This window comes from Rhizobium sp. N122, assembly GCF_002211295.1.
GTDB lineage: Bacteria > Pseudomonadota > Alphaproteobacteria > Rhizobiales > Rhizobiaceae > Rhizobium.
Genome location: NZ_LOKU01000006.1, coordinates 71,053 through 97,742, shown reverse-complemented (window position 1 = coordinate 97,742; position 26,690 = coordinate 71,053). Strand labels below are relative to the sequence as shown.

Here is a 26,690-nt window from a genome sequence, read left to right as displayed (position 1 = left end):
ATGGCTATCCGCAAATATGCAATTCTCGGCGCTCTGGCGCTTGCAGGCGTTTCACTCTTCGGCCTTTCGGCCAAGGCCGAGGACGTCACGCTGACGCTCTGGTCGCTGGATAAGGACACCCAGCCGGCGCCGAACCTCGTCAAGGAATTCAACGCCCAGAATAACGGCATCAAGATCGAATATCGACTGATCCAGTTCGACGATGTCGTCACCGAGGCCATGCGCGCCTACGCCACCGGCCAGGCGCCCGATATCATTGCCGTCGACAATCCGGAGCATGCGATGTTCTCGTCGCGCGGCGCCTTCCTCGACCTCACCGACATGATCGCCAAGTCGAGCGTGATCAAGCCGGATAATTATTTCCCCGGCCCGCTGAAATCGGTCGAATGGGACGGCAAATATTACGGCGTGCCGAAGGCGACGAACACGATCGCGCTCTACTACAACAAGGACATGTTCAAGGCGAAGGGCCTCGATCCGGCGAAGCCGCCGCAGACCTGGGACGAACTGGTCGAGGACGCGCGCAAGCTGACCGACCCCGCCAAGAACGTCTACGGCCTCGCTTTCTCGGCCAAGGCCAACGAGGAGGGCACCTTCCAGTTCCTTCCCTGGGCGCAGATGGGCGGCGGCAGCTATGAGCACATCAATGCCGACGGCGCGGTGAAGGCGCTCGGGATCTGGAAGACGATCATGGACGAGAAGCTCGCGTCTCCCGATACGCTGACGCGCGGCCAGTGGGATTCCACCGGCACCTTCAACTCCGGCAATGCGGCCATGGCGATCTCCGGTCCCTGGGAGCTCGACCGCATGACCCAGGAAGCGAAATTCGACTGGGGCGTCACCCTGCTTCCGGTTCCCAAGGAAGGGGCCGAACGCTCCTCGGCCATGGGCGACTTCAACTGGGCGATCTTCGCCAGCAGCAAACATCCGGCCGAAGCCTTCAAGGCGCTCGAATATTTCGCCTCGCAGGACGACAAGATGTTCAAGAACTTCGGCCAGCTTCCGGCCCGTTCCGACATCACCATTCCCGAGACCGGCCAGCCGCTGAAGGACGCCGCCCTCAAGGTCTTCCTCGAACAGCTGAAATACGCCAAGCCGCGCGGCCCCCACCCGCAATGGCCGAAGATCTCCAAGGCGATCCAGGATGCCATCCAGGCGGCGCTGACCGGCCAGATGAGCCCGAAGGACGCGCTCGACCAAGCCGCGGATAAGATCAAGGCTGTGCTTGGGTGAGGAGCGGTTCGGCGCAGCCGAAGCAATCGATCCAGTCAATCGATTGCAGCGACGAACGCCCGAAGCGGAAGCGCAGGGCTGGGGGTGCCACTTGCTCCCCCTTCTCCCCAGCGGGGAGAAGATGCCCAACGGGCAGATGAGGGGGTGAGGAGCGAAGCGACGAGCGTTCTGAACGCAAGTGAAGAACAGCAGACGCCGAGCCTGTCGCCCCCTCCGACCCTTCGGGCCACCTTCTCCCCACTGGGGAGAACTACCCACCGATGGCGCAACGACCATCAACCATTTCCTCCCGGCAGGGGCCGTCTTCCGCGTCATGCGCCAGGCGGCCCCGATCGGAGCATCGGAGGACGCATGAAGAGGATCCTGATGAGCGTCAGGGACGGCCGCGGTTTCGATATCGTGCTCGTCGCTTTCCCGCTCGGCTTTCTGTTCCTGATGGCGGGTCTGCCGCTCATCTACAATGTGGTGATGAGTTTCCAGGAGGTCGACATGTTCAGCCTCGGAACCTTTTCGCGTCCTTTTGTCGGCTTCAAGAATTATACCGACCTCTTCGCGCAGCCGGAAACGCTGCCGATCCTCGTGAACACCGTCATCTTCGTCACCGGCTCGATCGCCGGCCAGTTCCTGATCGGTTTCGGCCTGGCGCTGTTCTTCTGGGTCAATTTTCCCGGCGCCTCCTGGATGCGCGGCCTGTTCCTCGTCTCCTGGGTGATGCCCGGCCTCGTCGTCGGCGCCATCTGGAACTGGATTCTCTCAGGCGATTTCGGCGTCCTGAATTTTATCCTCAGGGAAAGCGGCATCATCTCCGGCAATATCTTCTGGCGCTCCGATCCGCATTATTCGCTTTATGCCGTGATCATCGCCAATATCTGGCTCGGCACCTCGTTCAACATGATCCTGCTGTCCGTTGGCCTCGCCGGCATTCCCGCCGATCTCTACGAAGCGGCCGAACTCGACGGCGCCAATGTCTGGCAGCGCTTCTGGACGATCACGCTGCCGATGATGCGCTCGACGATCGGCGCCATCATCGCGCTCGGCCTGATCTTCACCCTGCAGCAGTTCGATCTCTTCGCCGCCATCACCTCGGGCGGGCCGAACAATTCATCGAACGTCACCCAATATTGGGCCTGGGACCTTTCCTTCCGCCAATATGATTTCGCCAAGGGCGCGACGATCTCCGTCATCATGATCGTCTTCGTGATGTTCGCCTCCGTCGTCTATGTCAGGTCCACACGGCACGAGGTGCGCGGATGACGACGACCAATCGCGACCGGCTGATGCTGGCAATATCGATCGTCATGGCGGCGATCTATCTCTTCCCGCTCTATTGGATGTACATCACCGCACTGAAAAGCGGCTCGGAGATGTTCGCCACGCCGCCGAGCTTCTGGCCGGCAGCACCCCAATGGGGCACCTACACCTATGTCTGGGAAAGCCGCGACATGGGCCGCTACCTCTGGAATTCGCTGGTCATCGCTCTCGGCTCCATGGCGCTGATCACCGTGCTCGGCGTCGGCTGCGCCTATGTGCTGGCCAGATACCGCAATGTCTGGGTGGATATCGGCCTGTTCCTGATCCTGATGCTGCAGGTCCTGCCGGCATCGCTGATGATCACGCCGATCTTCGTCGGCTTCTCGCAGATCGGCATGCTGTCCACGCCACGGCTCGCCGTCATCATTGCGGTCGCGGCCAAGAGCATGCCCTTCTTCGTCATCCTGGTGCGCGCCACCTTCATGAGCGTTCCCCAGGAACTGGAGGAGGCGGCCCTCGTCGACGGCAATTCGCGCGTCGGCGCCTTCTTCAACATCGTGCTGCCGCTTGCCCGCAACGGTATCCTCGTCAGCGCCATCCTGATCTTCATGCAGGCCTTCGGCGAATTCGTCTATTCGAAGTCGATGATCCAGGCAGTCGACCTTCAGCCGGCGAGCGTCGGTCTCAATTCCTTCATGGGGCCGAACACCAACGAGTGGAACAACATCATGGCCTACGCCACGATGTATGTGACGCCGATCCTCGCCATCTTCGTTCTCTTGCAGCGCCGCATCGTATCCGGCCTCACCTCTGGAGCCCTCAAATGACCACACAGATCGAGCTCAGAGGCGTCAATAAATATTACGGCGCCTTCCACGCCCTGAAGAACATCGACCTGTCGATCGCCAAGGGTACTTTCGTCGCGCTCGTCGGCCCGTCGGGCTGCGGCAAGTCCACGCTGCTGCGCTCGCTTGCCGGCCTCGAAAGCATCTCGACCGGCGATCTCAGGATCGCCGGCGAGCTGATGAATGGCGTGCCGCCGCGCAAGCGCGACGTCGCCATGGTCTTCCAGTCCTATGCGCTCTATCCGCACATGACGGTCGAGGAGAACCTGACCTACAGCCTGCGCATCCGCGGCATCGCCAAGGCGGAAGCCAAGAAGGCGGCCGAGGAGGTGGCGGCGACCACAGGTCTTTCGCATCTCCTAAAGCGCTACCCGCGCGAACTGTCCGGTGGCCAGCGCCAGCGCGTCGCCATGAGCCGCGCCATCATCCGCCATCCCAAGGCCTTTCTGTTCGACGAGCCGCTCTCCAACCTCGATGCGGCGCTGCGCGTCCATATGCGCAAGGAAATCCGGTCGCTGCACGACCGGCTGAACGCGACTTTCGTCTACGTCACGCACGATCAGGTCGAAGCGATGACGATGGCCGACCATGTGGTGGTGATGCGCGACGGCATCATCGAGCAGCAGGGCGCGCCGCTCGATCTCTACGACCGGCCGGCGAACCGGTTCGTGGCGGGCTTCATCGGCTCGCCTGCGATGAATTTTATTCCGGCGATCGTCGCGGAAGACGGCAAGAGCCTGATCCTGGATTTCGGCGCCGTGAAGCAGACACTTGCGATCAACCGCGCGATCGAGCCTGGACGGAAGCTCATCGCGGGTGTCCGGCCTGAACACATCGAGGTTGTCGCTCCCGGGCATGGCAGCTTCGACGTCCCGATCGCCTTCGTCGAATCCACCGGCTCGTCGACCTTCATCGTCGCCGAGACGCAGCCGGAACTGACGATCGTCGAGACCCGCCGCGACAGGGTCAAGGCAGGAGACAGGATCGGACTCTCGATCGACCCGGCACAGGTCCATCTCTTCGATGCGTCGACGGATCGCCTGATATGACAACCGGTGGACAGCGACGGCAGGCGGCTTCATAAAACCTGCGAAGGGAATGGTTTCGCACGAGTCACTCCGTCACATCTGCAGCATCCGGATCTTCTCATGACATCCTCCCCGATTTCAGTGCGTCTTTCGCCGACCGCATCGCCTCGCCTCGTCGTGCTTGCCGAAACGCTCGTCAAGGCCGGCGAAACTGCCCGCAGCTCGCTGCGGCGGCGAACCTCTCAGGAAATGCTGGCCAAGGCGCCGCGCGATTATCAAACCGAGATCGATGTCGCGGTCGAACGGATCATCGTCGACGAGATGATCAAGGCCTTCCCGGATTACGCCATCCAGGGCGAGGAAGCCGTCGGCAACCGCACGGCCGGACCGGACACGCCGATCATCTATATCGACCCGATCGACGGCACCACCAACTACGCCTGGGGCCTCCCGCATTTCGGCATGACGATCGCGATCGCCGAGGGCGGCCGGCTGGTCGCCGGCGTCGTCTATGACGCCATGCAGGACGAGCTGTTCAGCGCCGAGCGCGGCGGCGGCGCCTATCTCGACGGCGAGCGCATCCGCTGCGCCGATGTCGGCGACATCGAGAACGTGCTCATCGGCGCCGGCCTGCCGATCCCCGGCCAGCTCAAGGCGGTGGCGGAAGAGACCTATTTCGACGCCATCAAGCGGCTGATGGCAAACACTGCGGGTGTGCGCCGCCTCGGCTCGGCAGCGCTGTCTATCGCCTATGTCGCCTGCGGCCGGCTGGATGGTTTCTTCGAGGACGGGCTTTCGATCCATGATTTCGGCGCCTCGGCGCTGATGGTCGAGGAGGCGGGCGGCATCGTCACCCGTTTTTCCGGCGCCACCGTCGACGGGAAGGGCGATATCCTTGCCGCCAGCAAGGTGCTGCACCCCTGGCTCAAGGAAGGCTTCCGTATCAAAGCCTGATTGAAGTGGTTAGCGCGGATTGGCCTGAATCGTTCGAGGGGGCGGTCAATTTCGTTCCAGAGGTAGTCGCCGATGAGCGCGATATAAACCAATGGCAGCGGTGCGACCTGGGACACAAGCCCGCCGCCCTGCCTCCTCTGCGTTCCGGCCGCAAGCGGCGCGGGGTCGATCGCGCCACGGCCAACGCCGAGCCAGAAGGGGCGTCTCCCCCTGTCAATCCCAGTCAGCTCGCCGGATTGCGCGCCGTGACGATCCACGCCGCGCCGTCGATCATAACCGACCGCTCACCGGGGCAGCCCGCGAAGGCGGCACGAACCGCGGCCGAGGCGCGGGCGCGGATGTCGTCGGGCTGATCAGCGAGCGCGCGCGACAGCGGGCCGACCTCGAGTGTCATCTCCACCGCGTCGTCGATCGCCGCGTCCCGCGTCCCACCCTCGCCGAACGGGATGGAGGCATCGAATGGCGCGATAGCGATATCGGTGAAGCCGGCCGCCGTCAGGATACGCGCCACCCGCCCGCGATCGCCGAACGAGAACGGGCCGGGCGCTTCGGGATCGGGCGGCGCGGTCGGCGGGAGGATGCCCTTGATCGCGCCCATCGGCAAGCGCACCCAATCGTTCTCGGCCATGCCGCGCCAGCAGACGAAAGCGACCCGCGCGCCCGGCTTGAGCGCACGGCGCATATGAGCGAACGCCCCTGTCGGATCGTCAAAGAACATCACCCCGAAGCGCGAGAACAGGATGTCGAACGCGCCCTCGGGCAACTCGGTACTGCTGGCGTCTGCCACCTGGAACAGGACCGGCGTGTCCTGCGGCGCTAACGCGCGCGCTCGGTCGATCAGCGGTTCAGATATGTCCACGCCGAGCACTTTGCCCCCCGCACCGACGCGGGCGGCCAGATCCAGACTCGACGCCCCCGCGCCGCAACCGACGTCCAGCACGCGCTCGCTTGTCGCGGGCGCGGCGGCTTCGATCGCGGCCTTGCCGAACACCGCCAGCATGGCATCGAGCCGGGCTTGGTAAGCGACCCAGCGCTCCCCGCTTTGGCCATTCCAGTCGGCGACCTGATAAACATTTTTCTCTGCCATATCCTGTTCTGATCCGTTCTTAACGAGGTTATCCGCCCGCGTGGTCGCTGCCACCGTGCGCGGCGATGAACATGGCGACGGCCGACCGGCAATAGGATTCGATTTCGTTGTCGTCCTCTGCTCTCGCCTGATCGAAGCGTGCAGTAATCAGGAGATCGGATCCTTTGAAAAGCGCGCCAAACAAGCGGGCGGACTGGAGAGGATCGGGCACGTGCAGAACCGCCTTCGCGTGCAACTGACGCAATAGGGCCTCGATCTGGGCGATGACATGGGCGGGGCCGGCTTCGTAATAGAGCTTGCTTAACGACTTTTGATTCGTTTTGTCGGCCATGACCATGGCTTCGACACTGCGGACGTCCGGGCTCAACAGCGTGCGAAGCAGGGATGATCCCACCGCCATGAGCTGCTCTTCGGCCGAACCGTCGACGCCTTCAAAAAGGGCCTGTGGTGCAAACTGATGGCAGCGGTCCGCGATGGCCGCGCTGAACAGCGCCTCCTTGCTCTCGAAGTGCCGATAGATGCTGAGCTTGGATATCTTCGCTCGCTGGGTGACCTTGTCCAAGGTCGTCGCTTGAAAACCCAATTCCACAAAGAGTTCGTATGCTGCGTCGACTATCGTTTGGCCAAGCGCCTCGTTGGCCGGCCGGCCGCGCCGACCTCGACTATTTTCGGTCACGACCATTAGGATCCTTGACAGTATCGTTATTCATGTTTTACGATACCACACAGTATCAAAAACATGCAAGTCAAAGAGTGGATTTTATCCTGTCCTGCGAATCAAGTTTCCCCTGGCCGCCCGGCGATATCGAATGCGGCATTGTGCCGACGGCCAAAACAGTGATGGGCGACTTTCTCGCCGATGCCGAAGCCCTGCGCGCTGCCCGTCTCGATTGCGTATCGCTGGACGAATTGCCCCCAGCCCCAGCCCACCCCCTCCATCAAAAACACGGAGCTTATCACCATGGATGACGTCATCATCATCGGCGGCAGCTTTGCCGGTCTCGCCGCCGCGCTGCAACTCGGCCGTGCCCGCCGCAAGGCCACCGTTCTCGATACCGGCCTGCCGCGCAATCGTTTCGCCGGCCACTCGCATGGTCTGCTCGGCCACGATCACAAGCCGCCGCTTGATATTCTGGCCGAGGCGCGGCAGCAACTGACGCGTTATCCCACGGTCAAGCTGCTCAATGCCCGAGCCGACAGCATCTCCGGCGCCATCGACAATTTCTCCGTTCTCACTGGCGATGGCGAAAGCCTTGGGGCGCGCCGCGTGATCCTGAGCTATGGCGTCGCCGACCAGATGCCTGATGTTCCGGGCTTTGCCGAAAGCTGGGGCACGTCCATCGTGCCCTGCCCCTATTGCGATGGCTTTGAAGTCGCCGACCAGCATTGGGGCCTCGTCTGGTCCGGCCCGCAGTCGCACACTTATGTCAGGCTGTACCAGCACTGGACCGACACGTTGACGGTCTTCGCCGATGGTCACGACATTGCACCCGATATCCGCGCCGATCTGGCGCGCCGCAACATACCTGTCGTTGATGGCCGGATCGCTGAAATCTCCCATCACCGGGGCCATATCACCACCGTTAATCTCGAGAGCGGCCGCAATGCCGGGGTCGACATCCTGTTCGCGCATCCTCGCAACAAACCGTCCGCAAGCCTGCATGAATCACTGGGCCTCGCCACGGTCAATACGCCCTTCGGCATCGCCCTCAAAGTCGACGAGCGCCGCGAAACCAGCATGCCGGGCATCTACGCTGCCGGCGACCTCGCAAACCCAGCCATGAACTCGGTCACCACGGCAATATCGCAGGGCGCGACGGCAGGTATCTCCGCCCAGCAGTCGATGCTGGCTTGAGAGCGCAGATTCCCTTCTCCGGTTGCCGCCGGCAATCATGTTCAGAATCTGGTCGATGCGCAGCAGGCCCATCCTTTCGCCGCCGTCTGGGCGGCGAAGCCAGCCTCGAATACGATGCGAAATACGGCGAACGGCGTCCGAGGCCAGGGTATCGTTATTCCGGACGAGTTGCTTTCTCAGGTCGCACCGCTTCCATGGGCCTATATCGCGCCCATCGACGACTATCTCAGGCTGATCCGCGCGAACCGCTTCAATCCAAACAACTTCAATTCCCTTAGCGGGTATTATTGTAGAAATGCCCACGGAGCCCCGACCTCATCTTCCCTTGGGGACGATGGCAAGGCCGCGTCTCATTGCGCCGTATGGAAATCGGCGGCGCGAGATACTATCTCTGGGCAAACAAGGAGACATCCAATGACCGAAGAACGTGCAGTGCTCGCCGGCGGCTGCTTCTGGGGCATGCAGGACCTGGTCCGCCGATTGAACGGTGTGATTTCGACCCGCGTCGGCTATACCGGCGGCGACGTGCCGAATGCGACCTACCGCAACCACGGGACCCATGCCGAAGCCATCGAGATCATCTTCGATCCGGCCAAGACCAGCTATCGCGACATCCTCGAATTCTTCTTCCAGATCCACGATCCGAGCACGCGCAACCGCCAGGGCAACGACGTCGGCACGAGCTATCGCTCGGCGATCTTCTATACCAGCCCCGAGCAGGAGCGTGTCGCCAAGGATACCATCGCCGATGTCGACGCATCGGGCCTGTGGCCCGGCAAGGTCGTCACCGAAGTCGTGCCGGTGAGCGATTTCTGGGAGGCCGAGCCCGAACACCAGGACTATCTGGAGCGCATCCCGAACGGCTACACCTGCCACTTCGTCCGGCCCGGCTGGAAGCTGCCGGTCCGTCAGAAGATCGCCTGAGCCATCAGGCCTCCATCGCCGCGCGGCTGGTTTGCAGAAGTGCGGCGATGAGGTTTGCCCGCGGCGACGAACGCGTCGCGACGATGCCGACCGTGCGCATGGCCGACGCACGCGGCAGGGGCAGCTTGACGATATCGAGCCCAGCCGGCCACGGCGGCGCCCAATCCGGCACGATCGAAATCCCGAGACCGCGATTGACTATCACCGCGATCGCCTCGAGCGCGTCGAGTTCGTAACGCTCGATTGGGCGAATGCCGATCTCGCGCAGATATTCGTCGGCTATATGGCCGCCCCATTGGTTGCGATCGTAGCGGATGAAGGGTTCGGTCCTCAGCAGCTTGAGCGGATCGGCCCCCTGGAAGCCTCGCGGCGCGATCAGCACGAGGGGTTCCTGGCGCAGCGTATTGAAGGTCAGCGTCTTCTGCATCGGAAATCGCGGTTCGATGATGAAGGCCGCATCCAGCGCGCCGTTCAGAACCTCGGTATAGAGATCCATCGAAGCGCCCGGCCGGATGAAGATCTCGATCAGCGGAAAATCCTGGGCAAGGCGGTGGAGAATGTCGGGAACAAGGCCCGTCAGAGCCGTGTTGATCGCGCCGAGCCGCATCTCGCCCGAGATCGTCGCGGTACCGGCCATCGCCTTCAGGTCGCGTGTATCGCGCACCAGGTCCCTGCAGCGTTCGAGAATGGCAAAACCCGCCTCGGTCGGCCGCATGACGCGGCCGGAGCGCACCAGCAGCCGCACCCCCAATTCGGCCTCCAACGCACGGATGCGCTGGGCGACGGCGGCCGGCGTCAGGTTCAGCCGCTGGGCGGCCTGCGCCAGCGAGTGCCGCTCGGCAACGACAATGAAAGTTTCGAGAAAACGCGTGTCCATCGATAGTTTTTCTATCTCCTGAACGAAGCTAAAGCGATATTTTATTTACAGTCCGATGCTCCGAAAGATGGCTCGACCATATGCGGAGACGAGCGAAATGGAATTGGGCCTCACGGACAAGACGGCTCTGGTGCTTGGCGCCGGCGGCGGACTGGGCAGTGCGATCGCCGCCAGGCTTGCGCGCGAAGGTGCCAGAATTGCCGCTGCGGATATCGATCTCGCCGCCGCGCAAATGACCGCAGCCGCGATCGAATCCGAAGGCGGCAAGGCGCTGGCGTTGCAATGGGACCTTGCCGATCTCGCCTCGATCGATGCGCATGTCACAGCAATCGAACGTGGCTTCGGACCGGTCGATATCCTCATCAACAATACCGGGGGCCCGCCGCCGACCACGGCCTCCGGCCAGGACGCTGATATCTGGAACCGGTATTTCCAGAGCATGGTGCTCTCCGTCATCTCGATAGCCGATCGTGTCCTGCCTGGGATGCGGGCGCGCAAATGGGGGCGCATTGTCACCTCGACCTCGTCGGGCGTGGTCGCGCCGATCCCCAATCTCGGCATCTCGAACGCACTGCGCCTGTCGCTGGTGGGATGGTCGAAAACCTTGGCGCGCGAGATTGGCCGCGACGGCATCACCGTCAACATCGTCCTGCCGGGCCGCATTGCCACCGGCCGCATCACCTTCCTCGATGAGCAGAAGGCCAAGCGCGAAAACCGATCCATCGATGACGTCATCGCTGAAAGTACCGGCGGCATTCCGCTCGGCCGTTATGGCCGGCCGGAAGAATACGGCAATGTCGTCGCCTTCCTGGCGAGCGAACCCGCCTCCTATCTCACCGGATCGGTGATCCGCGTCGACGGCGGCATGATCCAGAGCATCTGAACGAAACCCGATTGGAAACGATACCATGGCCCTCGACGCTCAAGCGATAGCAACCCTCAACACCGTCTCGACGGCGACCCTGACGACCGTTCTTCTGAAGAAGGGACTGCGGAACGTCTGGATTCGCGGCGCCGTTCCGTTGAAGCCCGGCCAGCCGCGCATCGTCGGCCCGGCCTTTACCCTGCGTTTCGTTCCAGCCCGTGAAGATCTGGCGACACCCGCCTCCTGGGCCTCGCCGATCTCGACACGTGCCGCAATCGAGGCGATGCCTGAAGGTTGCGTTGCGGTCGTCGATGCGATGGGTGTCACCGATGCCGGCATTTTCGGCGATATCCTCTGCGCCCGCATGCAGAAGCGCGGTGTCGCGGCCCTCGTCACCGACGGCGTCATGCGCGACGTCGCCGGTGTGCTCGACAGCCACCTGCCGGTCTGGTGCCGCGGCGTCGCAGCACCCCCTTCGGTCGCCGGCCTCACATTCGTCGCCTGGCAGCAGCCGATCGGCTGTGGCGGCGTCGCGGTCTTCCCCGATGACATCATCGTCGTCGACCAGGACGGCGCGGTGCTGATTCCAGCCGATCTGCTCGACACCGTGCTCGATGAAGCGCCGGAACAGGAGCGCATGGAAGCCTGGATCATGACCAGGATCGATGAAGGCGTGCCGCTGCCCGGCCTCTATCCGATGAACGCCGACACCAGGGCGCTCTATGAGGCTTCGAAGAAATAGGCCTCTGAATAAGACGGATTGAAGGGGGCTGCGGCTTCGCGACCCCTCAGTTTGTTGAAAGCCTCGTTCTTCACTCGGCGCCATCCTCGGCCTTGTGCCGAGGACCTGCTGAGCCGGCTGTAGATACTCGGGACAAGCCCGAGCAGGACGAAAGAGGAGTTGGCCGCCCTTTGTCAGCAGTCTGGCGGGTCGCAGCTTTGCTGCCCCATATTGCTGACTCCGATCCAAAGCCGCTCCCGTACGCCGGCAAGCCTCCGCCGCCTCTCAATAATGAGGCACGTAATCCCGACCGCCGTCGATCCGCGTCGGGCGCCCGTCCAGGAAAAGCTCGCCGATACGCGGCGCCGAGCGGGCGATGACCTTGCCGCGGCGGATTACCGCCAGCCGGTTCGGCTTCAGCCGCAACGCCTCCAGCGCGTCGCTTGCCTGGAGGATGACGAGGTCGGCATTGCATCCCTTCTCCAGGCCATAGGCGGCAATCCCCATCGTCCTGGCCGAATTGACGGTCAGCGCGTCGAAGATCCTCTTCTTGTCGTCAATACCGGCCATCTGCGCGACATGGATCGCCATGTGGCCGACCTCCAGCATGTCGCCCGATCCCATCGAATACCACGGATCCATGACGCAATCATGCCCGAAGGAGACATTCAGCCCGGCATCCATCAGCTCGCGGACCCGGGTCATGCCGCGGCGTTTCGGATAGGTATCGTGCCGGCCCTGCAGCATGATGTTGATCAGCGGATTGGGGATCACGTTGATCTCCGCTTCCGCCATCAGCGGGATGAGCTTGGAAACATAGTAATTGTCCATCGAATGCATCGAGGTCAGATGCGAGCCGGCGACACGTCCCTGCAGGCCGAAGCGGATGGTTTGCGCGGCCAGCATCTCGATGTGGCGCGAGAGCGGATCGTCGGTTTCATCGCAATGCATGTCCACCGGCAGACCGCGATCGGCGGCGATGCGGCAGAGCGCCTCGACTGACGCCGTGCCTTCGCCCATCGTCCGCTCGAAATGGGGGATGCCGCCGACGATATCAACGCCCATGTCGAGGGCGCGGTTGAGTGCATCGATCGCGCCCGGCGAGCGGTAATAACCGTCCTGGGGAAAGGCGACCAGTTGCAGATCGATATAGGGCGCGACCCTCTCGCGGACTTCGATCATCGCCTCGACGGTCACCAGTCTGGGATCACTCGTATCGACATGGCTGCGGATGAAAAGCAGGCCTTGCGTGACCGCGAGATCGCAATAGCGCAGCGCGCGGTCGACCAATTCCTCCTTGGTCACGATCGGGCGCAGCTCCCCCCAGAGCGCGATGCCCTCGAGCAGCGTACCCGACACGTTCATCCGCGGCAGGCCGAGCGATAGCGTGGCGTCCATGTGAAAATGCGGATCGACGAAAGGCGGGCTGGCCAGCCTGCCGGTTGCGTCGATTTCCTCCGGCGCCTGCGCCTGCAGATTGCGCTCGACGGCAGTGATCCTGTCGCCCTCGATGCCGATGTCGATGCCGGTTGAGCCATCGGGGAGATTTGCGTTTCTGACGATGAGATCGAACATCGGAACCTCGTTGGAAAAGGCGGTGTCACCGCTCGCCGCGACGATAGGGCTGCATCAGCGCCTGCGGGACGCGGGCGCGGCGGGCCATGATGGCAAGAGCGGCAATGGAAAGGATATAGGGCGTCATCAGGAAAAGCTGATAGGGCACGAGCCCGCTCAGCGCCGTTTGCAGCCGAAGCTGAAAGGCGTCGAAGAAGGCGAAGAGCAGCGCCCCGAACAGCGCGCGGCCCGGCCGCCAGAAGGCGAACACAACAAGCGCGATGCAGATCCAGCCGCGCCCCTGCACCATGGTCGGGAAAAAGCTGTTGAACGCCGACAATGTCAGGAAAGCGCCGCCCATTCCCATCAGCGCGCTGCCGATGATGACCGCGCCGTATCGCACCTTCATCGGATTGACGCCCTGGGCGTCGGCTGCATGCGGATTTTCACCGGTCATGCGGATTGCGAGCCCCACGGGAGTTCGGAAGATGATGTAGGCCATCAGCAGGGCGATAAGGATCGCAAGATAGGTCGGCGCCGTCTGCGTAAAGAAGGCCGGGCCGATGAACGGCAGCGTCGAGAGACCGGGGATGGCGATCGGCTGAAACGGCACGATGGTGGGCGGCGTATTGGCGAGCGGCACGATCAGCCGGAAGACATAATAGCTGAAACTGGAAGCAAAGAGCGTGACGCCAAGGCCGGAGACGTGCTGGGACAGGCCGAGCGTCACCGTCAGCGACGCATGCAGCAGGCCGAAGATGCCGCCGGCGACCGCGGCGATCAGCAGTCCGGTCCACAGATCGGCGCCGTGGTAGACGGAAAGCCAGCCGATCATCGCGCCGAAGGTCATGATGCCTTCGATGCCGAGATTGAGCACGCCGGCCCGTTCGCAGAGCAAAGCGCCGAGCGTGCCGAAAATCAGCGGCGTGGCGATCCGCAGGACTGCCGCCCAGAGCCCGGCGGAGGCGATGATATCGAACAGCTGCGTCATCGCCTTATCCTGTATTGGGTGAAGAACAATGCGATCAGCATCGTCAGCAGCGACAGCGCCACCGTGACGTCGGCAATATAGGTCGGGATGCCGAGACCCCGGCTCATGCCGTCGGCGCCGACGAACATCGTGGCCGTGAAAATGGCGGCGAAGACGACACCGAGCGGATTGAGATTGGCAAGCATCGCCACCACGATGCCGGCATAGCCGAAACCGGGCGACAGGTCGGTCGTGACGTAACCCTTGACGCCCATCACCTCGATCGCTCCCGCAAGCCCTGCAAGCCCACCGGAGAGACAGGCAACCTTCACCAGTGTTCTTCCGAGCGGCACACCAGCAAAAACCGCACCGGCAGGATTGAGGCCGGCGGCGCGCGACTGCATGCCAAACACGGTGCGGGACTGGATGAAGTGAACGACGATCGCCAGCACGATCGCGATCGCAAAACCGATATGCAGGCGCGAACGGGCGATCAGCTTCGGCAGCATGGCATGATCGCTGACGGATTGCGACTGCGGCCAGCCGAAGGCGAGCGGATCCTTGAGGACGCCGTCGATCAGCATCGAGACGAAAAGTACGGCGATGAAATTCATCAGCAGGCTGGTGACGACCTCATCGACGGAAAAGCGCAGTCTCAGCCACAGCGGGAGCAAAATCAGCACCATGCCGGCGATCGCACCGATCAGCAGCAGCAGCGGAATGAGAATGGGTGCCGGAAGAGTGCCGAGCAGTTTCGAGCTTGCCGCCGCAACGGCGATGGCGCCGAGATAGAACTGGCCCTCGGCGCCGATATTCCAGAGCCGCGCGCGAAAGGCGACGGCGGCGGCAAGTCCGGTCAGCATCAGCGGCGTCGCCCGCGTCAGTGTTTCCGTCGCCGAAAGCCGCGAGCCGAAGGCGCCGGTCAGGATGCGCCAATAGGCGTCCAGAACAGGCGCGCCGGCGATCGAGATCAAGATGCCGGCCAGCGCCAGTGCCGCCATGACGGCGATGACCGGTGTGGCGATCAGCAGGTAAAGCGGGCGGTGCTCGCGGCGCTCAAATCGCATGATCGGCCTCGCGCGTCTCTTGCCATTCCCCGGCCATCATCAGCCCCAGCCTGCGGGCGTCGGCGCCATCGGCATCAATGGGCGGCGACAGCCGGCCGCCGACGATTGCCTGTATGCGGTCTGCGAGCGCGATCACCTCGTCGAGATCCTCCGAGATCAGCAGCACCGCAGTCCCCTGCCGGCGGGCTTCGAGCAGGCGCGCATGCACGGCGGCAACCGCCCCTTCGTCGAGGCCGCGGGCAGGCTGGGCCGCAATCAGAATGCGCGGCCGGCGATAGAGGCTGCGCCCGAGAATGAGCTTTTGCATATTGCCGCCGGACAGCAGCCGCGTGCGGATCGCCGGACCCGCGCCGCGAACGTCGAAGCCGTCGATGATCTCGCGCGCGAAGGTTATGCCGGCCTTGCGGTTGACGAGGCCGTGGCGCGAAAAGGCCGGCGAGGCGATGCGCTCCAGCACGGCGTTTTCCCAGATCGCCATTTCGCCGATCACGCCCTCGTGGTTGCGGTCCTCGGGAATGCGGCCGATGCCGGCGTCGACAATATCGGCGACGCCAAGATTGCCGACCACTTCGCCGAACAGCCTGAGATCGCCGCTGCTGCGCGCCAGCGTGCCGGAAAGAAGATGCGCCAACGCCGCCTGGCCGTTGCCGGAAACGCCGATAATGCCGAGGATCTCTCCCTGGCGCAGCCGAAAGCTGATCGATTTCAGACGCTCGATACCGCCGGTTCGCACGGTCACGCCTGAAGCCTCGAGTGCAACGGCGCCGGGGGGCGACGGTTGGCGAACGGGCCGCGTTACGCGATGCCCGACCATCAGCTCGGCGAGTTCCGCCTTGCTGGTTTCCGATGCCCTGCGCTCGGCGACCATCCTGCCAGCGCGCAGCACGACGATGCGGTCTGCCGCCGCCATCACCTCGTCGAGCTTGTGCGAGATGAAGATCAGCGACAGGCCCTGGCGGGCCATTTCCTTCAGCGTCGTGAACAGCCGCCCGGCTTCGATGTTGGTCAGCACCGCCGTCGGCTCATCGAGGATCAGGATGCGGGCATCGTTGTAAAGCGCCTTGAGGATTTCCACTCTCTGCTGCTCGCCGACCGAAAGGTCGCCAAGACGGGCATCCGGATCGACTTGCAGGCCGAAGCGCTCCGAAATCGCCAGGAGTTTCTTGCGCGCCGCCGATGTTGCCGAGCGCCAGGACCAAAGGCCTTCCGTGCCGGTCATGACGTTTTCGAGAACGGTCAGATTGGGCGCGAGCGAGAAATGCTGATGCACCATGCCGACGCCGGCGCGGATCGCCGCGCGCGGCTTGCCCTGCGGCAGCTCGGCGCCGTCGATCAGAATTCGGCCGGCATCCGGCACATAGTGGCCGAAAAGCATGCTCATCAGCGTGGTCTTGCCCGCGCCGTTCTCGCCGAGCAGGGCGACGACCTCGCCCCTAACCAGCGTCATGGAAATATCGTCATTGGCGAGATTGGCGCCGAAGCGTTTGCTGACACTGACAATCTCGAGAACAGGCCCGGTCATGACGGCAACCCCGCCACCGGAAAACGGTGCTGCCATCGCCCCTCCGCCTCCAGGCGTGCCGCCAGCGACAGAAGCCTCGGCTCGTGACCCATCGGCATCATGAGCTGCACCGGCAGCGGCATGGCGTGCTCATCCTCTCCGAAAGGCAGCGTCAAAGCAGGAAAACCCGAAACATTGGCAAGGCAGGCAAGCGGCGCAAACGCGGTCATTCGCTCCAGATGCAGATCGGTGTCGGCATGATCGGACGGAAACGAGCCGATCGCAAGCGGCGCGGAGGCGAGCATCGGCATCAGGATGCAATCGACCGTATCGAACAGCCCCCAGACCGCATGGCTCACCAGAACTGCATCGTTCAGCGTATGCCAGAGCCTGGCGGCTGAAAGCGCCCGTCCGCGCATCGCAAAAGCCTGTGTGAGAGGCTCGGCCTTGCTTTCTTCAAGCGCTGCCGTCTCGATGAGGGCTGCGAGGTTGACGGAGACGATATCGGCAAAGGCACGGCTGCTGGCGGCGACGCTCCATTTGAAGTCGGCCCAGGCCAAGGGAACGATGGCGTGTCCGTCCTTCTCGAGCACGCGCGCGGCGTCCGCGACGGCTGCAAGGCGATCGCCCTCGGTCGGATGGGTCGGTCCTGTATCGGTCAACAGGCCGATCCGCAAACGGCCGGTGTCGAAATCGATGGGAGAGGGATCCGGAACAGGTCCGCGTGCATTGCCGCTCAGACTGCTGAATAGCAGTGCCGTATCCCGCACCGAGCGGCAGACCGCCAGTTCGCTCGCAATGCCCGCAAGGTGGTTGCCGAAAGATGGTCCGCCGGGGATGGCGCCGCGGGTCGGCTTCATTCCGACGAGACCGCAGCAGGCGGCGGGCACGCGGATCGAGCCGCCGGCATCGGTGGCATGGGCAATCGCCGCGATTCCGGCGGCAACCGCTGCCGCCGCACCGCCGGACGAGCCGCCGGCGGTGCGGGCCGGATCGAGCGGGTTGCGACACACAGGCCCGATTGCCGGTTCGCTGGCGAGCGAAAGGCCGAATTCCGGGCTCGTCGTCAGGCCGAACAGACAGAAGCCGGCCTGGCGGAACCGCGAAGCGAGATCGGAGTCGGCTCCGCCGCCCTTTCTCTCGAGGAGGCGGGAACCGGCCGTTACCGGCAGTCCGCGGAAGGGACCGCCAAGATCCTTCGCCAAGGTGGGTACGCCGGCAAAGGGCCGCGCCGAGAAATGCTCGGGCGCGCGCTGCCGCTCCCGGTCGCAGGCCTGCGCCGCGGCGAGACCCATGGCGCCGTCGAGATAGGCGATCGCGCCGAGCGGCTCACGCCGCGCGGCAGCCTCGAGGGAGATCTGCATCGCTTCTGCAGCGCTTAGACTGCCATGCCTGATCGCTGCCGCCAGTTCCGTCGCATCGCCCTGCATCAGCCGAACTACTTCGGCTCTTCCATCATCTTCGGAACTTCGAAGCTGCCGGCCTTGATCTCCGCCCGCTTGGCTTCCATCGCGGCCTCCGCCTCGGCAGGCGCAACACCCTTGACGAAGACGACATCGCTGCCGCCTTCCTTCATCAGACCGTAGGACGTGTAGTTCCTGCCGACCGGTTTGCCGGCAGCGACATCGGCGATCGCGGCATTGAGGATCGGGCGGAAATACCACATGGCGTTGGCAAACACCGTATCGGGATAGCGCGGCGTATAATCGACGAGCGAGCCGACTGACTTGATGCCGCGTTCCTTGGCAGCATCGGCCGTGCCGATGCGCTCGCCGAACAGGATATCGGCGCCGGCGTCGATCTGGGCGAGGCCGGCCTCGCGGGCCTTCGGCGGGTCGAAGAAGGTACCGATGAACGAGACCAGGTGCTTTGCGTCGGGATTGACAGCCTTGACGCCCGCGGCAAAGGCATTGATCAGCATGTTGACCTCGGGGATCGGAATGGCGCCGACCGAGCCGACGACGTTCGACTTGGTCATCTTGCCCGCAAGCATGCCGGCCAGATAGGCGCCGTCATGATTCCACGTGCCGAAAACGCCGAAATTGTCGCCGGCCTGCTCGCCGCTCGAGCCCAGCACGAAGGCGGTCTCGGGATAGTCGGCCGCGACCTGCCGGGCCTCCTTCTCCACCGCATAGGCTTCGCCGATGATCAGCTTGTTGCCCTGTTCGGCATATTCGCGCATGGCGCGCGGATAATCGGTGCCGGAGACACCTTCGGAAAAGACATATTCGATGACGCCTTCCTTGGCAGCGTCCTGAAGGGCCTTGTGAAGACAGGAATTCCAGGCGTTTTCAACCGGCGACGCATGAATGCCGGCAACTTTCAGCGGGGCGGCGGCCCTTGCGAGCGGGGCGAAGCTGCTCACTCCGAGCGCAATGCCCGATGCGATCATTGCCCGCCGTGAAATCAGGATGTCTTTGGTCATCGATTGCTCCCCTTTTTTTACCATCCGGTTCAAAAATCATAGTATCGCCTAAAAATGTGTCAAGGAGAGAGCGGGCTTAAAAATCAGGCTGATCAGCCCCTTGTGCTCGTTCATTGGACGCCGTTTTTTCGGCGTCGCGACTTGGCGCAAGGAACACGGCATGGCAGGCTGCATCCCCGATGCCACCGTGCTTCTCGGCTCAGATTTCCTCGCTTCAAGAAACGCGCTCTTGGCTTCGTGGCGAACGGGCTCCAGACCGGATCTGCAGGGCTTGGCGCGGCGGCATTGGCAGAGTATGCAGAAGGCTATCGGGCTGGGGAAACAAGAAAATGGGTGAAGAAGAGGACGCCTCGCGGCGGCCGATCGCGAGCCGGTCGTCGTCCTGGGCGATCGGCATGAGCGCATGGCTGGCGCGCACCGGTGTGACGCCGAACGGCATTTCGCTTTTTTCGATCCTGTTTGCCGGCATCGGCGCGGCGCTGATCCTGCTCACGACCCATCCGATCGCCATGATCGGCGCAGCGTTCTCGGTGCAGCTGCGGCTCGTCTGCAATCTGCTTGACGGCATGGTCGCGATCGAAGGCGGCAAGAAAACCAGAAGCGGGCCGATCTACAACGAGTTCCCCGACCGGATTGCCGACAGTCTGCTGCTCGTCGCGGCCGGTTATGCCTGCGGCTTTCCCTCGCTCGGCTGGCTGTCCGCGCTGCTTGCCGCACTCACCGCCTATATCAGGGTCTTCGGCGGATCGGTCGGCCTCGCCCAGGACTTCAGCGGCATCATGGCCAAGCAGCGCCGCATGGCGGTGCTGACGGCCGGCCTCGTTGCCCAGAGCATCGAGACGCTGGTGTCCGCCAGCCATTGGTCGCTGATCCTGAGCTCAGCCATCATCGCCGCCGGCAGCCTCGTCACCTGCATCACCCGTACGATAACGCTTTCCCATTCGCTGGAGAGACTATGACCGCGCTTGTCCGTCGCCTCCTTGTATTGTTCGTCCGTATCATGGTCGGCGCCCGAAGCGAGTGGCGGGGCTGCACGCCCGACACGCGCCGCCGCATCTATTTCGCCAATCACAACAGCCATGTCGATACGGTGGCCGTCATGGCCGCCCTGCCGTATCAGGTGCGGCGGCTGACCCATCCGGTTGCGGCGCGAGACTATTGGGGTACGAGCGCCTTTCGCCGTTTCATCGCGGAGAAGGGCCTTCGCGCCGTCCTGATCGACCGCAAGCCTCTGCCGGACAGCAACCCGCTGGAGCCGCTCGAGCGCCTGCTCGAGGAAGGGCGTTCGATCCTGATTTTTCCCGAGGGAACGAGAAGCTCTACCGATGAGATCGCCCCGTTCCGCAGCGGCATCTATCGCCTTGCCTGCCGCTTCCCCGATGTCGATCTTGTGCCGATCCATCTCGACAATCTGCAGCGCATCCTGCCCAAGGGAAGCATGCTGATCGTACCGATCACCTGCACGGCGCGCTTCGGCAAGCCGCTGCGCGTCGAACCGGGCGAAGGCAAGGACGCCTTCCTGGCCCGCGCCCGCGCCGCGATCATCGAGCTGGCAGACGGAGGGCGCACCGCATGACCAGCCTTTTTTCGATCGTCCTTGCCGCGATCCTCGGCCTGCTCGCCGTCGCCTCCACCATCGGTTTCATCCTGCAGCGGCGCGCGACCGAACCCGGTTCTGTCGCCACCGTCCAGAACCTCAATGCGCGCATCCGCTCCTGGTGGATCATGGTCGCGGTCTTCGGCGGCGCGATCCTGCTCGGCGATACCGCGGTGGTCATCCTGTTCGCATTCCTGTCCTTCATGGCGCTGCGCGAATTCTGGACGCTGACGCCATCACGGCGCGGCGATCACCTGGCACTGTTCCTGTCCTTCTTCGTCGTCCTGCCGCTGCACTATGTGCTGCTCGGAACGCTATGGTACGGCCTCTTTTCCATCTTCATCCCGGTCTATGCCTTCCTGATACTGCCGGCGGTGGCGACGCTGACCGGCGACGTCAACGAGTTCCTGGCGCGGACCGCGAGGGTGCAATGGGGACTGATGCTGACGGTTTATTCGATCAGCCATGCGCCCGCACTGCTGATGCTTGAGACCGGAACGCCGCCGGCGCTTCTTCTCGTCTACCTCGTCATCGTCGTGCAGCTCAGCGACGTCTTCCAGTACGTGTGGGGCAAGCTTCTCGGAAAACATCGTTTCTCGCCGAATATCAGCCCATCGAAGACCCTCGAAGGCCTGATCGGCGGCGGCGCCTCGGCCATCCTCGTCGGAACGCTGCTCTATCGCCTGACGCCGTTCTCACCCCTGCAGGCGGCTGCCGTCAGCACGGTTATCGTCGTCGCCGGCTTCTTCGGCGGCTTCGTGCTCTCGGCCATCAAGCGCGATCTCAACGCCAAGGACTGGGGTTATGTGATCGAGGGCCATGGCGGCGTGCTCGATCGTCTCGACTCCATCACCTTCGCCGCGCCGCTGTTCTTCCATATCGTCCGCTACTGGTTCACCGCCTGAGGTCAAGGCATGCGGCCGGCCGTTCCAAACCGGTCGATATCCTCGAGGCTCTCGAACAGCCGGCGCTGGACATCCCGCTCCTGCCTGCCGATGGCGGTTATCAGCCTCTCCATCGTTGCCCGCAGGCCGTGTAACTGGTCGACCAGGTCCATGACGACATCGACGCCGGCTTCGTTGACGCCCATATCGCCCATCAGGTCCAGGATGAGCCGGGCGCGCGCGACGTCGGCGTCGTGAAACTGCCGCCCTTCGTTCGACATCTCCGGGATCAGCCAGCCCTGTTCGATCCAGAGATCGAGCTGGACGACATCGATTTTCAAGCAAAGACGGAATTCGAGATCATCCATGATCAAGCCTCCATGTTCTTCCTCGGATCGTGTGGATGTGCCGTCGCCCATTCCTTCATCAGGGCTGTCAGCCGTTCGTCGGGATTGTCGGGCAGCACGATCTTCAGGGTGACATAGACGTCGCCGTGCCCGCCGCCGCGTGTGGCGACACCCTTGCCCTTGAGACGCAGGATCTTACCCGTATTCGAGTGCGGGGGCAGCGTCAGGTTGACCGGTCCCGACGGAGTCGGCACGCGGACCTTGCCGCCAAGCACCGCCTCGCCGAGCGAGATCGGCAGCTCCAGGCGGATGTCGTCGCCGTCGCGTGTGAAGAAGCGGTGGGGAGCCACGCGGATTTCGATGAGGGCATCACCCGGCGGCCCGCCGCCAATGCCCGGCTCGCCCTTGCCGCGCAGCCGCAAGGTCTGGCCGTCGCGGGTTCCGGGCGGGATCTGCACATCGAGCTGCGGCCCGTCCGGCAGCTTGATCTCGGTCCGGGTGCCGTTGACGGCCTCGAGAAAATCGACCTCCATGGAGAAACGCCGGTCCTGGCCCTGACTGCGCATCCTGCCGCCGCCGGCGCGGCGCGAAAAGAAATTGGCAAAGGAATTGTCGGCATCGGCGAAATCGGCAAAGCCGGAACTGTTGCGGTAGGGATCGCCGGGACCGCTCGCCGAGGCGTAGTCGCGGTAATAACTGCGCTGCGCCCGCTCGGCGCCCGTCATATCGATCTCGCCGCGGTCGAAGCGTCCGCGTTTTTCCGCATCGCTCAAGATCTCGTAGGCGGTCGAAATTTCCTTGAACCGTTCCTCGGCCTTTCTGTCGCCGGGGTTAAGGTCGGGGTGAAGTTTCTTGGCGAGCTTGCGGAATGCGCTTTGAATATCCTTCGGCGTCGCATCCCGTTTCACGCCCAGAAGCTCATAGGGATCCTGGCTCATGCATATCTCCGGTCAAGGCAGTCAATACTGCCGGTTGGCTTACCAGAGATATAGTCTCTCAAGCCGCCGGCGGGGAGGGGAGGCCGCATGCCGGTCTTCGAAGCCAACTAGAGCAGTGCTGTGTCTTCCGCTTGCGATTCCGAGCCGGAGTGCCTGCGATCGAAACGCCGATCGATGAGAACAGAGCATCCGGCGTGGCGCACGACCTTGTCGACGATCGAGGAGAAGATGTAGTCGGTGATATCGCGCGCATGCGATGACAGCAGAATAAGGTCGGCCGACGTCTCCCTGGCGACCGCGACGAGCAGGGAGGCGGCCGTGCCGACGCGAACCTCGATCGTCGCCGGAATCCCGAGCTCCTTGCAGAGCGCGGCGAGTTTCCTTTCCGCGTCGGCGATGGCAGTCGTTTCGAATTCCTCGGGAAGCTCCATCAGGTGACGGTGCGGGATATTTTCGATGACGTGCACGACGACGATGTTTCCGCCTTCCTCCACCAGCGCCGCCGCCCGGCGCAACAGGCGGTTTGCCGTTTGCCTGGAACCCATGCCGATGCCGCAGATGATCGTCCGATACATTGAGATCCATGTCCTGAGAATACAGTTAGCCGCCCCCACGATACTCGTATCGACGGTGTCTGCTTTGACCAAAATCAAACAGAAATGCGCAACGACCCATCGGCGCGGCGGAAACGCCCCCTCAAGACCAGAGGTCGCCGACTGTCGCAGTTGACGGCGGCCCGATCGGCCATAGCTCTCATGCATTGCCGTCATACCATTGAGGTTCACATGCCGGATTTTGCTATTATCGGAGCGGGCGCCATGGGAAGCGCTGTCGCCAAACGACTGATCGACCATGGCGCCACGGTGCTGACCTGTCTCGAAGGCCGTAGCGAGCAGACGATTGCACGGGCTGAGGCCGCCGACATGGTGCCGGTCGGCAGGCAGGATCTGGCGAAGGCCGCACTCGTCCTGTCGATCGTTCCGCCGGCGGAAGCGATCGGGGTTGCCGAGTTCGTCGCCGACATATCGTCGGGATTGCCGGCGCCGCCGCCTTTCATCGACCTCAACGCGATTGCGCCGAAAACCATGCAGGCATTGGCGGCACGGTTCGGCGGCACCACTGTGGAAGTGCTGGACGGCGCCATCATCGGCGGGCCGCCGGCTCCCGGCAAACCAGGTCCGACCCTCTATGTCAGCGGTGATAGCGCGGAGCAAAGCAGGCTGCTCGAAGATTACGGCCTCAAGGTCCGCAGGCTCGATGGGCCGCTCGGCGCGGCTTCGGCGCTGAAGATGTGCTATGCCGGCATCAACAAAGGGCTTTACAGGCCTCGGCGCGGCGATGCTGCTTGCCGCATCGCGCGCGGGTGCTGCCGAAAGCCTGAAGGCCGAACTCACTGGAAGTCTCCCCGATGTCGACCGCAAGCTGTCGAAATCCATTCCCGACATGTATCCGAAAGCCTATCGCTGGGTCGCCGAAATGCAGGAGATCGCCGATTTCCTGGGAGAGGATGATCCGGCTGCGACGGTTTTTCGGGGCATGGCTGACGTTTTCTCCAGGCTGGCCGACGACGTTGAAGGCGACCGTATGCTGGTCAGGCAGCTGAACGAGATCCTCGGCTCCACGGAAACCGCCGGTGCAATGGTCATGCCATAGTCTCTGTACTCTGCCGGCGCCCCACATCGGAGGCGCCGGCAACTGGTGTACGGCCGGTCCGAGCCGCGCCTAAATCTTTGCAAAATCCTCGACCTGCGCCCGAATCGCGACTTCGGTCGGCAACCGCTCCATCGAGCTTGCACCGTAAAAGCCGTTGCACCCCTTGCAGCGGGCGAGCACATAGGCGGCGTCCGCCGGCATGGCGATCGGGCCGCCATGGCAGAGCACGATGACGTCGTCGCGCACGGATCTGGCGGCATCCGTCCATGCGTTGATCTTCTCCACGCATCCGTCGAGCGTCAGCGCCGTTTCGGCGCCGATCGCGCCCCCCGTGGTCAAGCCGAGATGGCAGACGACGATATCGGCGCCGGCCCGGGTCATGGCAATGGCGTCCTCGGCACTGAAGACATAGGGCGTCGTCAGCATGTCCTTGGCGTTGGCGCGGGCGATGATATCGATCTCGAGATCGAAGCCCATGCCGGTTTCTTCGAGATTGGCGCGGAAGGTGCCATCGATCAGCCCGACGGTGGGAAAGTTCTGGATGCCGGCAAAACCCATCGCCTTCAACTCGTCGAGGAAGAAATCGGGCAGCATGAAGGGATCGGTGCCGTTGACGCCGGCCAGCACCGGCGTGTGGCGCACGACCGGCAGAACCTCGCGGCCCATCTCTTTGACGATTTCATTGGCATTGCCATAGGCGAGCAGGCCTGCCAGCGAGCCGCGCCCGGCCATGCGGTAACGACCGGAATTGTAGATCACGATCAGATCGATGCCGCCGGCCTCCTCGCTCTTGGCCGAAAGGCCGGTGCCGGCGCCGCCGCCGATGATCGGCCGGCCCTCGGAGATCTTGCGGCGAAGCTTGTTCAAAATGGCGTTTCTGTCGATACGGGTCAAAACTCTCTCCTGGAGGCATGGATGTCGTGGAAGTTGGCAACGAGTGCGGCGGCGAATTCCGGGCTGTTGATATGGGCGTCGATCTCGATGAGGCGTCTGTTTTCCGCATCGCGCCAGCCGCTGCGGATGGCTGAAAACAGTGCGGCATCGGCGTCCGGATCGTGGAAGGGCTGGCCGGCGGCATCGATGGCCGAAACGCCTTGAAGCGGCAGCAGGAAGCGGACCGGGCCTTGCATCCGGTTCAGTCGTTCGACGATAAAAGCGCCGATCCGGCTATTATCATCCGGCGTGGTGCGCATCAGCGTCACCTGCGCATTGTGGACGTGAAGCCTGCGGTCGCGGAAAGGCGCCGGCACGGTTTCGCGGGCGCCGAAATTCACCATGTCGACGGCGCCGACCGAGCCGACATAGGGCAGGCCGGTGCGGATGACGGCGCCGAAGCGATCTTCGGTCGCCGGAAATACGCCGCCGATCAGAAGATCGGCAACCTCCGTCGTCGTCACGTCGATCACGCCCTGCAGCAGACCGGAATCGACCAGTTTCTCCATCGACTGGCCGCCGACGCCGGTCGCATGAAAGACGTAGATTTCATGCGTTTCGCCGAGCAGCTGGCGCATCTCGGTGACGCAAGGCGTGGTGACACCGAACATGGTCATGCCGATGCCCGGCCGATCATCACGCGAAGCGGCGATCGGATTGCGGGCCATGCCGGCCGCCGCGTTCGCCGCATTGCCGATCACCCTGCGCGAGATCGCATTGAGGCCGGCGACATCGACGACCGAATACATCATTGTCAGATCGTTCGGTCCGACGTAGGGCGCGACATTGCCCGAGGCGACCGTCGAGACCATCAGTTTCGGCAGGCCGATCGGAAGCGCGCGCATCGCCTCGGTCACGAGCGCGGTGTTGCCGGTTCCGCCAAGGCCGAGGACGGCTCCGATGTCGCCGCGTGATCTCAGGAAGGCCGTCAGCGCCTTGGCCATGGCCGAGACCGCCGTTCCCCGATCGGTTTGCCCAAGCACGGCCGCCGCACCCTCGGGATGAAATTCAGCGACGTCGCGCGCCCGGATATCGGCGTCGGCATCCTCCCCAAGCGTGCCGACATCGACCAGCACGGCACCGGTGCCGGCCCGATGTACCACCTCCTTGGCGTAATTCAGCTCGGCGCCCTTGGTGTCGCAGGTGCCGACGATATAGACCTTTCCCATTGTTTCTCCTCC

The 26,690-nt window shown here is 63.4% G+C and carries 27 protein-coding genes and 1 pseudogene; 14 read left to right on the top strand and 14 right to left on the bottom strand.

From position 1 onward, the window contains the following. From ATY75_RS06225 to ATY75_RS06205, 5 genes are all read left to right on the top strand, one after another. Positions 1-1,233, top strand: coding sequence for a sugar ABC transporter substrate-binding protein (locus ATY75_RS06225; protein WP_088936851.1), 1,233 nt, complete (start codon positions 1-3; stop codon positions 1,231-1,233). Positions 1,234-1,584: 351 nt separating this feature from the next. Beyond that, positions 1,585-2,487, top strand: coding sequence for a sugar ABC transporter permease (locus tag ATY75_RS06220; protein ID WP_088936850.1), 903 nt, complete (start codon positions 1,585-1,587; stop codon positions 2,485-2,487). Continuing rightward, entirely contained in the window at positions 2,484-3,311 is an 828-nt protein-coding gene (locus tag ATY75_RS06215) for a carbohydrate ABC transporter permease (RefSeq protein ID WP_049731567.1), read from the top strand. Before ATY75_RS06220 ends, ATY75_RS06215 begins: the two co-directional genes overlap by 4 nt. Beyond that, the gene (locus tag ATY75_RS06210) at positions 3,308-4,378 is read left to right on the top strand and encodes an ABC transporter ATP-binding protein (RefSeq protein ID WP_088936849.1); all 1,071 of its coding nucleotides are present in this window, start codon (positions 3,308-3,310) and stop codon (positions 4,376-4,378) included. The genes ATY75_RS06215 and ATY75_RS06210 overlap by 4 nt, the downstream gene beginning before the upstream one ends. A gap of 99 nt (positions 4,379-4,477) precedes the next feature. Then, entirely contained in the window at positions 4,478-5,311 is an 834-nt protein-coding gene (locus tag ATY75_RS06205) for an inositol monophosphatase family protein (RefSeq protein WP_088936848.1), read from the top strand. A 223-nt stretch (positions 5,312-5,534) separates the two neighbouring features. Here the strand turns inward: ATY75_RS06205 and ATY75_RS06200 are convergent, their stop codons facing one another. Both ATY75_RS06200 and ATY75_RS06195 read right to left on the bottom strand, forming a co-directional pair. Then, positions 5,535-6,398: a class I SAM-dependent methyltransferase gene (locus tag ATY75_RS06200; protein WP_088936847.1), complete on the bottom strand. Its 864-nt coding sequence runs from the start codon at positions 6,396-6,398 to the stop codon at positions 5,535-5,537. A 28-nt stretch (positions 6,399-6,426) separates the two neighbouring features. Further along, positions 6,427-7,074: a TetR/AcrR family transcriptional regulator gene (locus ATY75_RS06195; protein ID WP_088936917.1), complete on the bottom strand. Its 648-nt coding sequence runs from the start codon at positions 7,072-7,074 to the stop codon at positions 6,427-6,429. Between the two features lie 32 nt (positions 7,075-7,106). Between ATY75_RS06195 and ATY75_RS34510 the strand changes: the two genes are divergently transcribed. The 3 genes from ATY75_RS34510 (at position 7,107) to msrA (ending at position 9,177) form a co-directional block, all read left to right on the top strand. Next, positions 7,107-7,367: a hypothetical protein gene (locus ATY75_RS34510; protein ID WP_190241318.1), complete on the top strand. Its 261-nt coding sequence runs from the start codon at positions 7,107-7,109 to the stop codon at positions 7,365-7,367. Further along, entirely contained in the window at positions 7,360-8,253 is an 894-nt protein-coding gene (locus ATY75_RS06185; RefSeq protein WP_088936845.1) for an NAD(P)/FAD-dependent oxidoreductase, read from the top strand. The genes ATY75_RS34510 and ATY75_RS06185 overlap by 8 nt, the downstream gene beginning before the upstream one ends. Positions 8,254-8,667: 414 nt before the next feature. Beyond that, positions 8,668-9,177, top strand: a complete 510-nt coding sequence (gene msrA, locus ATY75_RS06180; protein ID WP_071085385.1) for a peptide-methionine (S)-S-oxide reductase MsrA — start codon at positions 8,668-8,670, stop codon at positions 9,175-9,177. Positions 9,178-9,181: 4 nt separating this feature from the next. On the opposite strand, the gene ATY75_RS06175 is transcribed toward msrA, so the two are convergent. Continuing rightward, positions 9,182-10,054 carry a LysR family transcriptional regulator gene (locus ATY75_RS06175; RefSeq protein ID WP_088936844.1) on the bottom strand — a complete coding sequence of 291 codons (873 nt, stop codon included), beginning with the start codon at positions 10,052-10,054 and terminating at the stop codon, positions 9,182-9,184. Positions 10,055-10,151: 97 nt separating this feature from the next. Between ATY75_RS06175 and ATY75_RS06170 the strand changes: the two genes are divergently transcribed. After that, positions 10,152-10,937: an SDR family oxidoreductase gene (locus tag ATY75_RS06170; RefSeq protein WP_088936843.1), complete on the top strand. Its 786-nt coding sequence runs from the start codon at positions 10,152-10,154 to the stop codon at positions 10,935-10,937. A 25-nt stretch (positions 10,938-10,962) separates the two neighbouring features. Further along, entirely contained in the window at positions 10,963-11,661 is a 699-nt protein-coding gene (locus tag ATY75_RS06165; protein WP_088936842.1) for a ribonuclease activity regulator RraA, read from the top strand. A 264-nt stretch (positions 11,662-11,925) separates the two neighbouring features. Here the strand turns inward: ATY75_RS06165 and ATY75_RS06160 are convergent, their stop codons facing one another. The 6 genes from ATY75_RS06160 to ATY75_RS06135 are packed head-to-tail and all read right to left on the bottom strand — an operon-like array spanning position 11,926 to position 19,157. Continuing rightward, on the bottom strand, positions 11,926-13,215 hold the full coding sequence (locus ATY75_RS06160) for an amidohydrolase family protein (protein WP_088936841.1): 1,290 nt from the start codon (positions 13,213-13,215) through the stop codon (positions 11,926-11,928). Between the two features lie 25 nt (positions 13,216-13,240). After that, positions 13,241-14,185 (bottom strand): ABC transporter permease, encoded by a 945-nt coding sequence (locus ATY75_RS06155; protein WP_088936840.1) that lies wholly within the window; start codon positions 14,183-14,185, stop codon positions 13,241-13,243. After that, the gene (locus ATY75_RS06150) at positions 14,182-15,231 is read right to left on the bottom strand and encodes an ABC transporter permease (RefSeq protein WP_088936839.1); all 1,050 of its coding nucleotides are present in this window, start codon (positions 15,229-15,231) and stop codon (positions 14,182-14,184) included. The genes ATY75_RS06155 and ATY75_RS06150 overlap by 4 nt, the downstream gene beginning before the upstream one ends. After that, entirely contained in the window at positions 15,221-16,753 is a 1,533-nt protein-coding gene (locus ATY75_RS06145; RefSeq protein WP_088936916.1) for an ABC transporter ATP-binding protein, read from the bottom strand. The genes ATY75_RS06150 and ATY75_RS06145 overlap by 11 nt, the downstream gene beginning before the upstream one ends. Further along, positions 16,750-18,162, bottom strand: a complete 1,413-nt coding sequence (locus ATY75_RS06140; RefSeq protein ID WP_088936838.1) for an amidase — start codon at positions 18,160-18,162, stop codon at positions 16,750-16,752. The genes ATY75_RS06145 and ATY75_RS06140 overlap by 4 nt, the downstream gene beginning before the upstream one ends. 8 nt (positions 18,163-18,170) lie before the next feature. Beyond that, positions 18,171-19,157 (bottom strand): BMP family protein, encoded by a 987-nt coding sequence (locus ATY75_RS06135; RefSeq protein ID WP_088936837.1) that lies wholly within the window; start codon positions 19,155-19,157, stop codon positions 18,171-18,173. 329 nt (positions 19,158-19,486) lie between these two features. Between ATY75_RS06135 and ATY75_RS06125 the strand changes: the two genes are divergently transcribed. Genes ATY75_RS06125 through ATY75_RS06115 form a run of 3 tightly spaced genes read left to right on the top strand, consistent with a single transcriptional unit; the run spans position 19,487 to position 21,659 of the window. Next, a complete protein-coding gene (locus ATY75_RS06125) occupies positions 19,487-20,116 on the top strand; it encodes a CDP-alcohol phosphatidyltransferase family protein (protein WP_064842074.1) in 630 nt (209 codons plus the stop codon). Continuing rightward, positions 20,113-20,733, top strand: a complete 621-nt coding sequence (locus ATY75_RS06120; RefSeq protein ID WP_064842072.1) for a lysophospholipid acyltransferase family protein — start codon at positions 20,113-20,115, stop codon at positions 20,731-20,733. Before ATY75_RS06125 ends, ATY75_RS06120 begins: the two co-directional genes overlap by 4 nt. After that, the gene (locus tag ATY75_RS06115) at positions 20,730-21,659 is read left to right on the top strand and encodes a phosphatidate cytidylyltransferase (protein WP_064842070.1); all 930 of its coding nucleotides are present in this window, start codon (positions 20,730-20,732) and stop codon (positions 21,657-21,659) included. Before ATY75_RS06120 ends, ATY75_RS06115 begins: the two co-directional genes overlap by 4 nt. Before the next feature lie 2 nt (positions 21,660-21,661). On the opposite strand, the gene ATY75_RS06110 is transcribed toward ATY75_RS06115, so the two are convergent. From ATY75_RS06110 to ATY75_RS06100, 3 genes are all read right to left on the bottom strand, one after another. Further along, positions 21,662-22,006 (bottom strand): chaperone modulator CbpM, encoded by a 345-nt coding sequence (locus ATY75_RS06110; protein ID WP_088936836.1) that lies wholly within the window; start codon positions 22,004-22,006, stop codon positions 21,662-21,664. Between the two features lie 2 nt (positions 22,007-22,008). After that, positions 22,009-22,923, bottom strand: coding sequence for a J domain-containing protein (locus tag ATY75_RS06105; protein WP_088936835.1), 915 nt, complete (start codon positions 22,921-22,923; stop codon positions 22,009-22,011). Positions 22,924-23,030: 107 nt separating this feature from the next. Next, the gene (locus tag ATY75_RS06100) at positions 23,031-23,498 is read right to left on the bottom strand and encodes a universal stress protein (protein ID WP_064842064.1); all 468 of its coding nucleotides are present in this window, start codon (positions 23,496-23,498) and stop codon (positions 23,031-23,033) included. Between the two features lie 210 nt (positions 23,499-23,708). On the opposite strand from ATY75_RS06100, the pseudogene ATY75_RS06095 reads away from it, so the two are divergent. After that, positions 23,709-24,576: pseudogene (locus ATY75_RS06095) on the top strand (DUF1932 domain-containing protein). 69 nt (positions 24,577-24,645) lie between these two features. Here the strand turns inward: ATY75_RS06095 and ATY75_RS06090 are convergent. Together ATY75_RS06090 and ATY75_RS06085 are read right to left on the bottom strand one after the other, a co-directional pair. Continuing rightward, positions 24,646-25,470: a phosphoenolpyruvate hydrolase family protein gene (locus ATY75_RS06090; RefSeq protein ID WP_064842059.1), complete on the bottom strand. Its 825-nt coding sequence runs from the start codon at positions 25,468-25,470 to the stop codon at positions 24,646-24,648. Continuing rightward, positions 25,467-26,678 (bottom strand): Tm-1-like ATP-binding domain-containing protein, encoded by a 1,212-nt coding sequence (locus tag ATY75_RS06085; RefSeq protein ID WP_088936834.1) that lies wholly within the window; start codon positions 26,676-26,678, stop codon positions 25,467-25,469. The genes ATY75_RS06090 and ATY75_RS06085 overlap by 4 nt, the downstream gene beginning before the upstream one ends. Positions 26,679-26,690 lie beyond the last annotated feature (12 nt).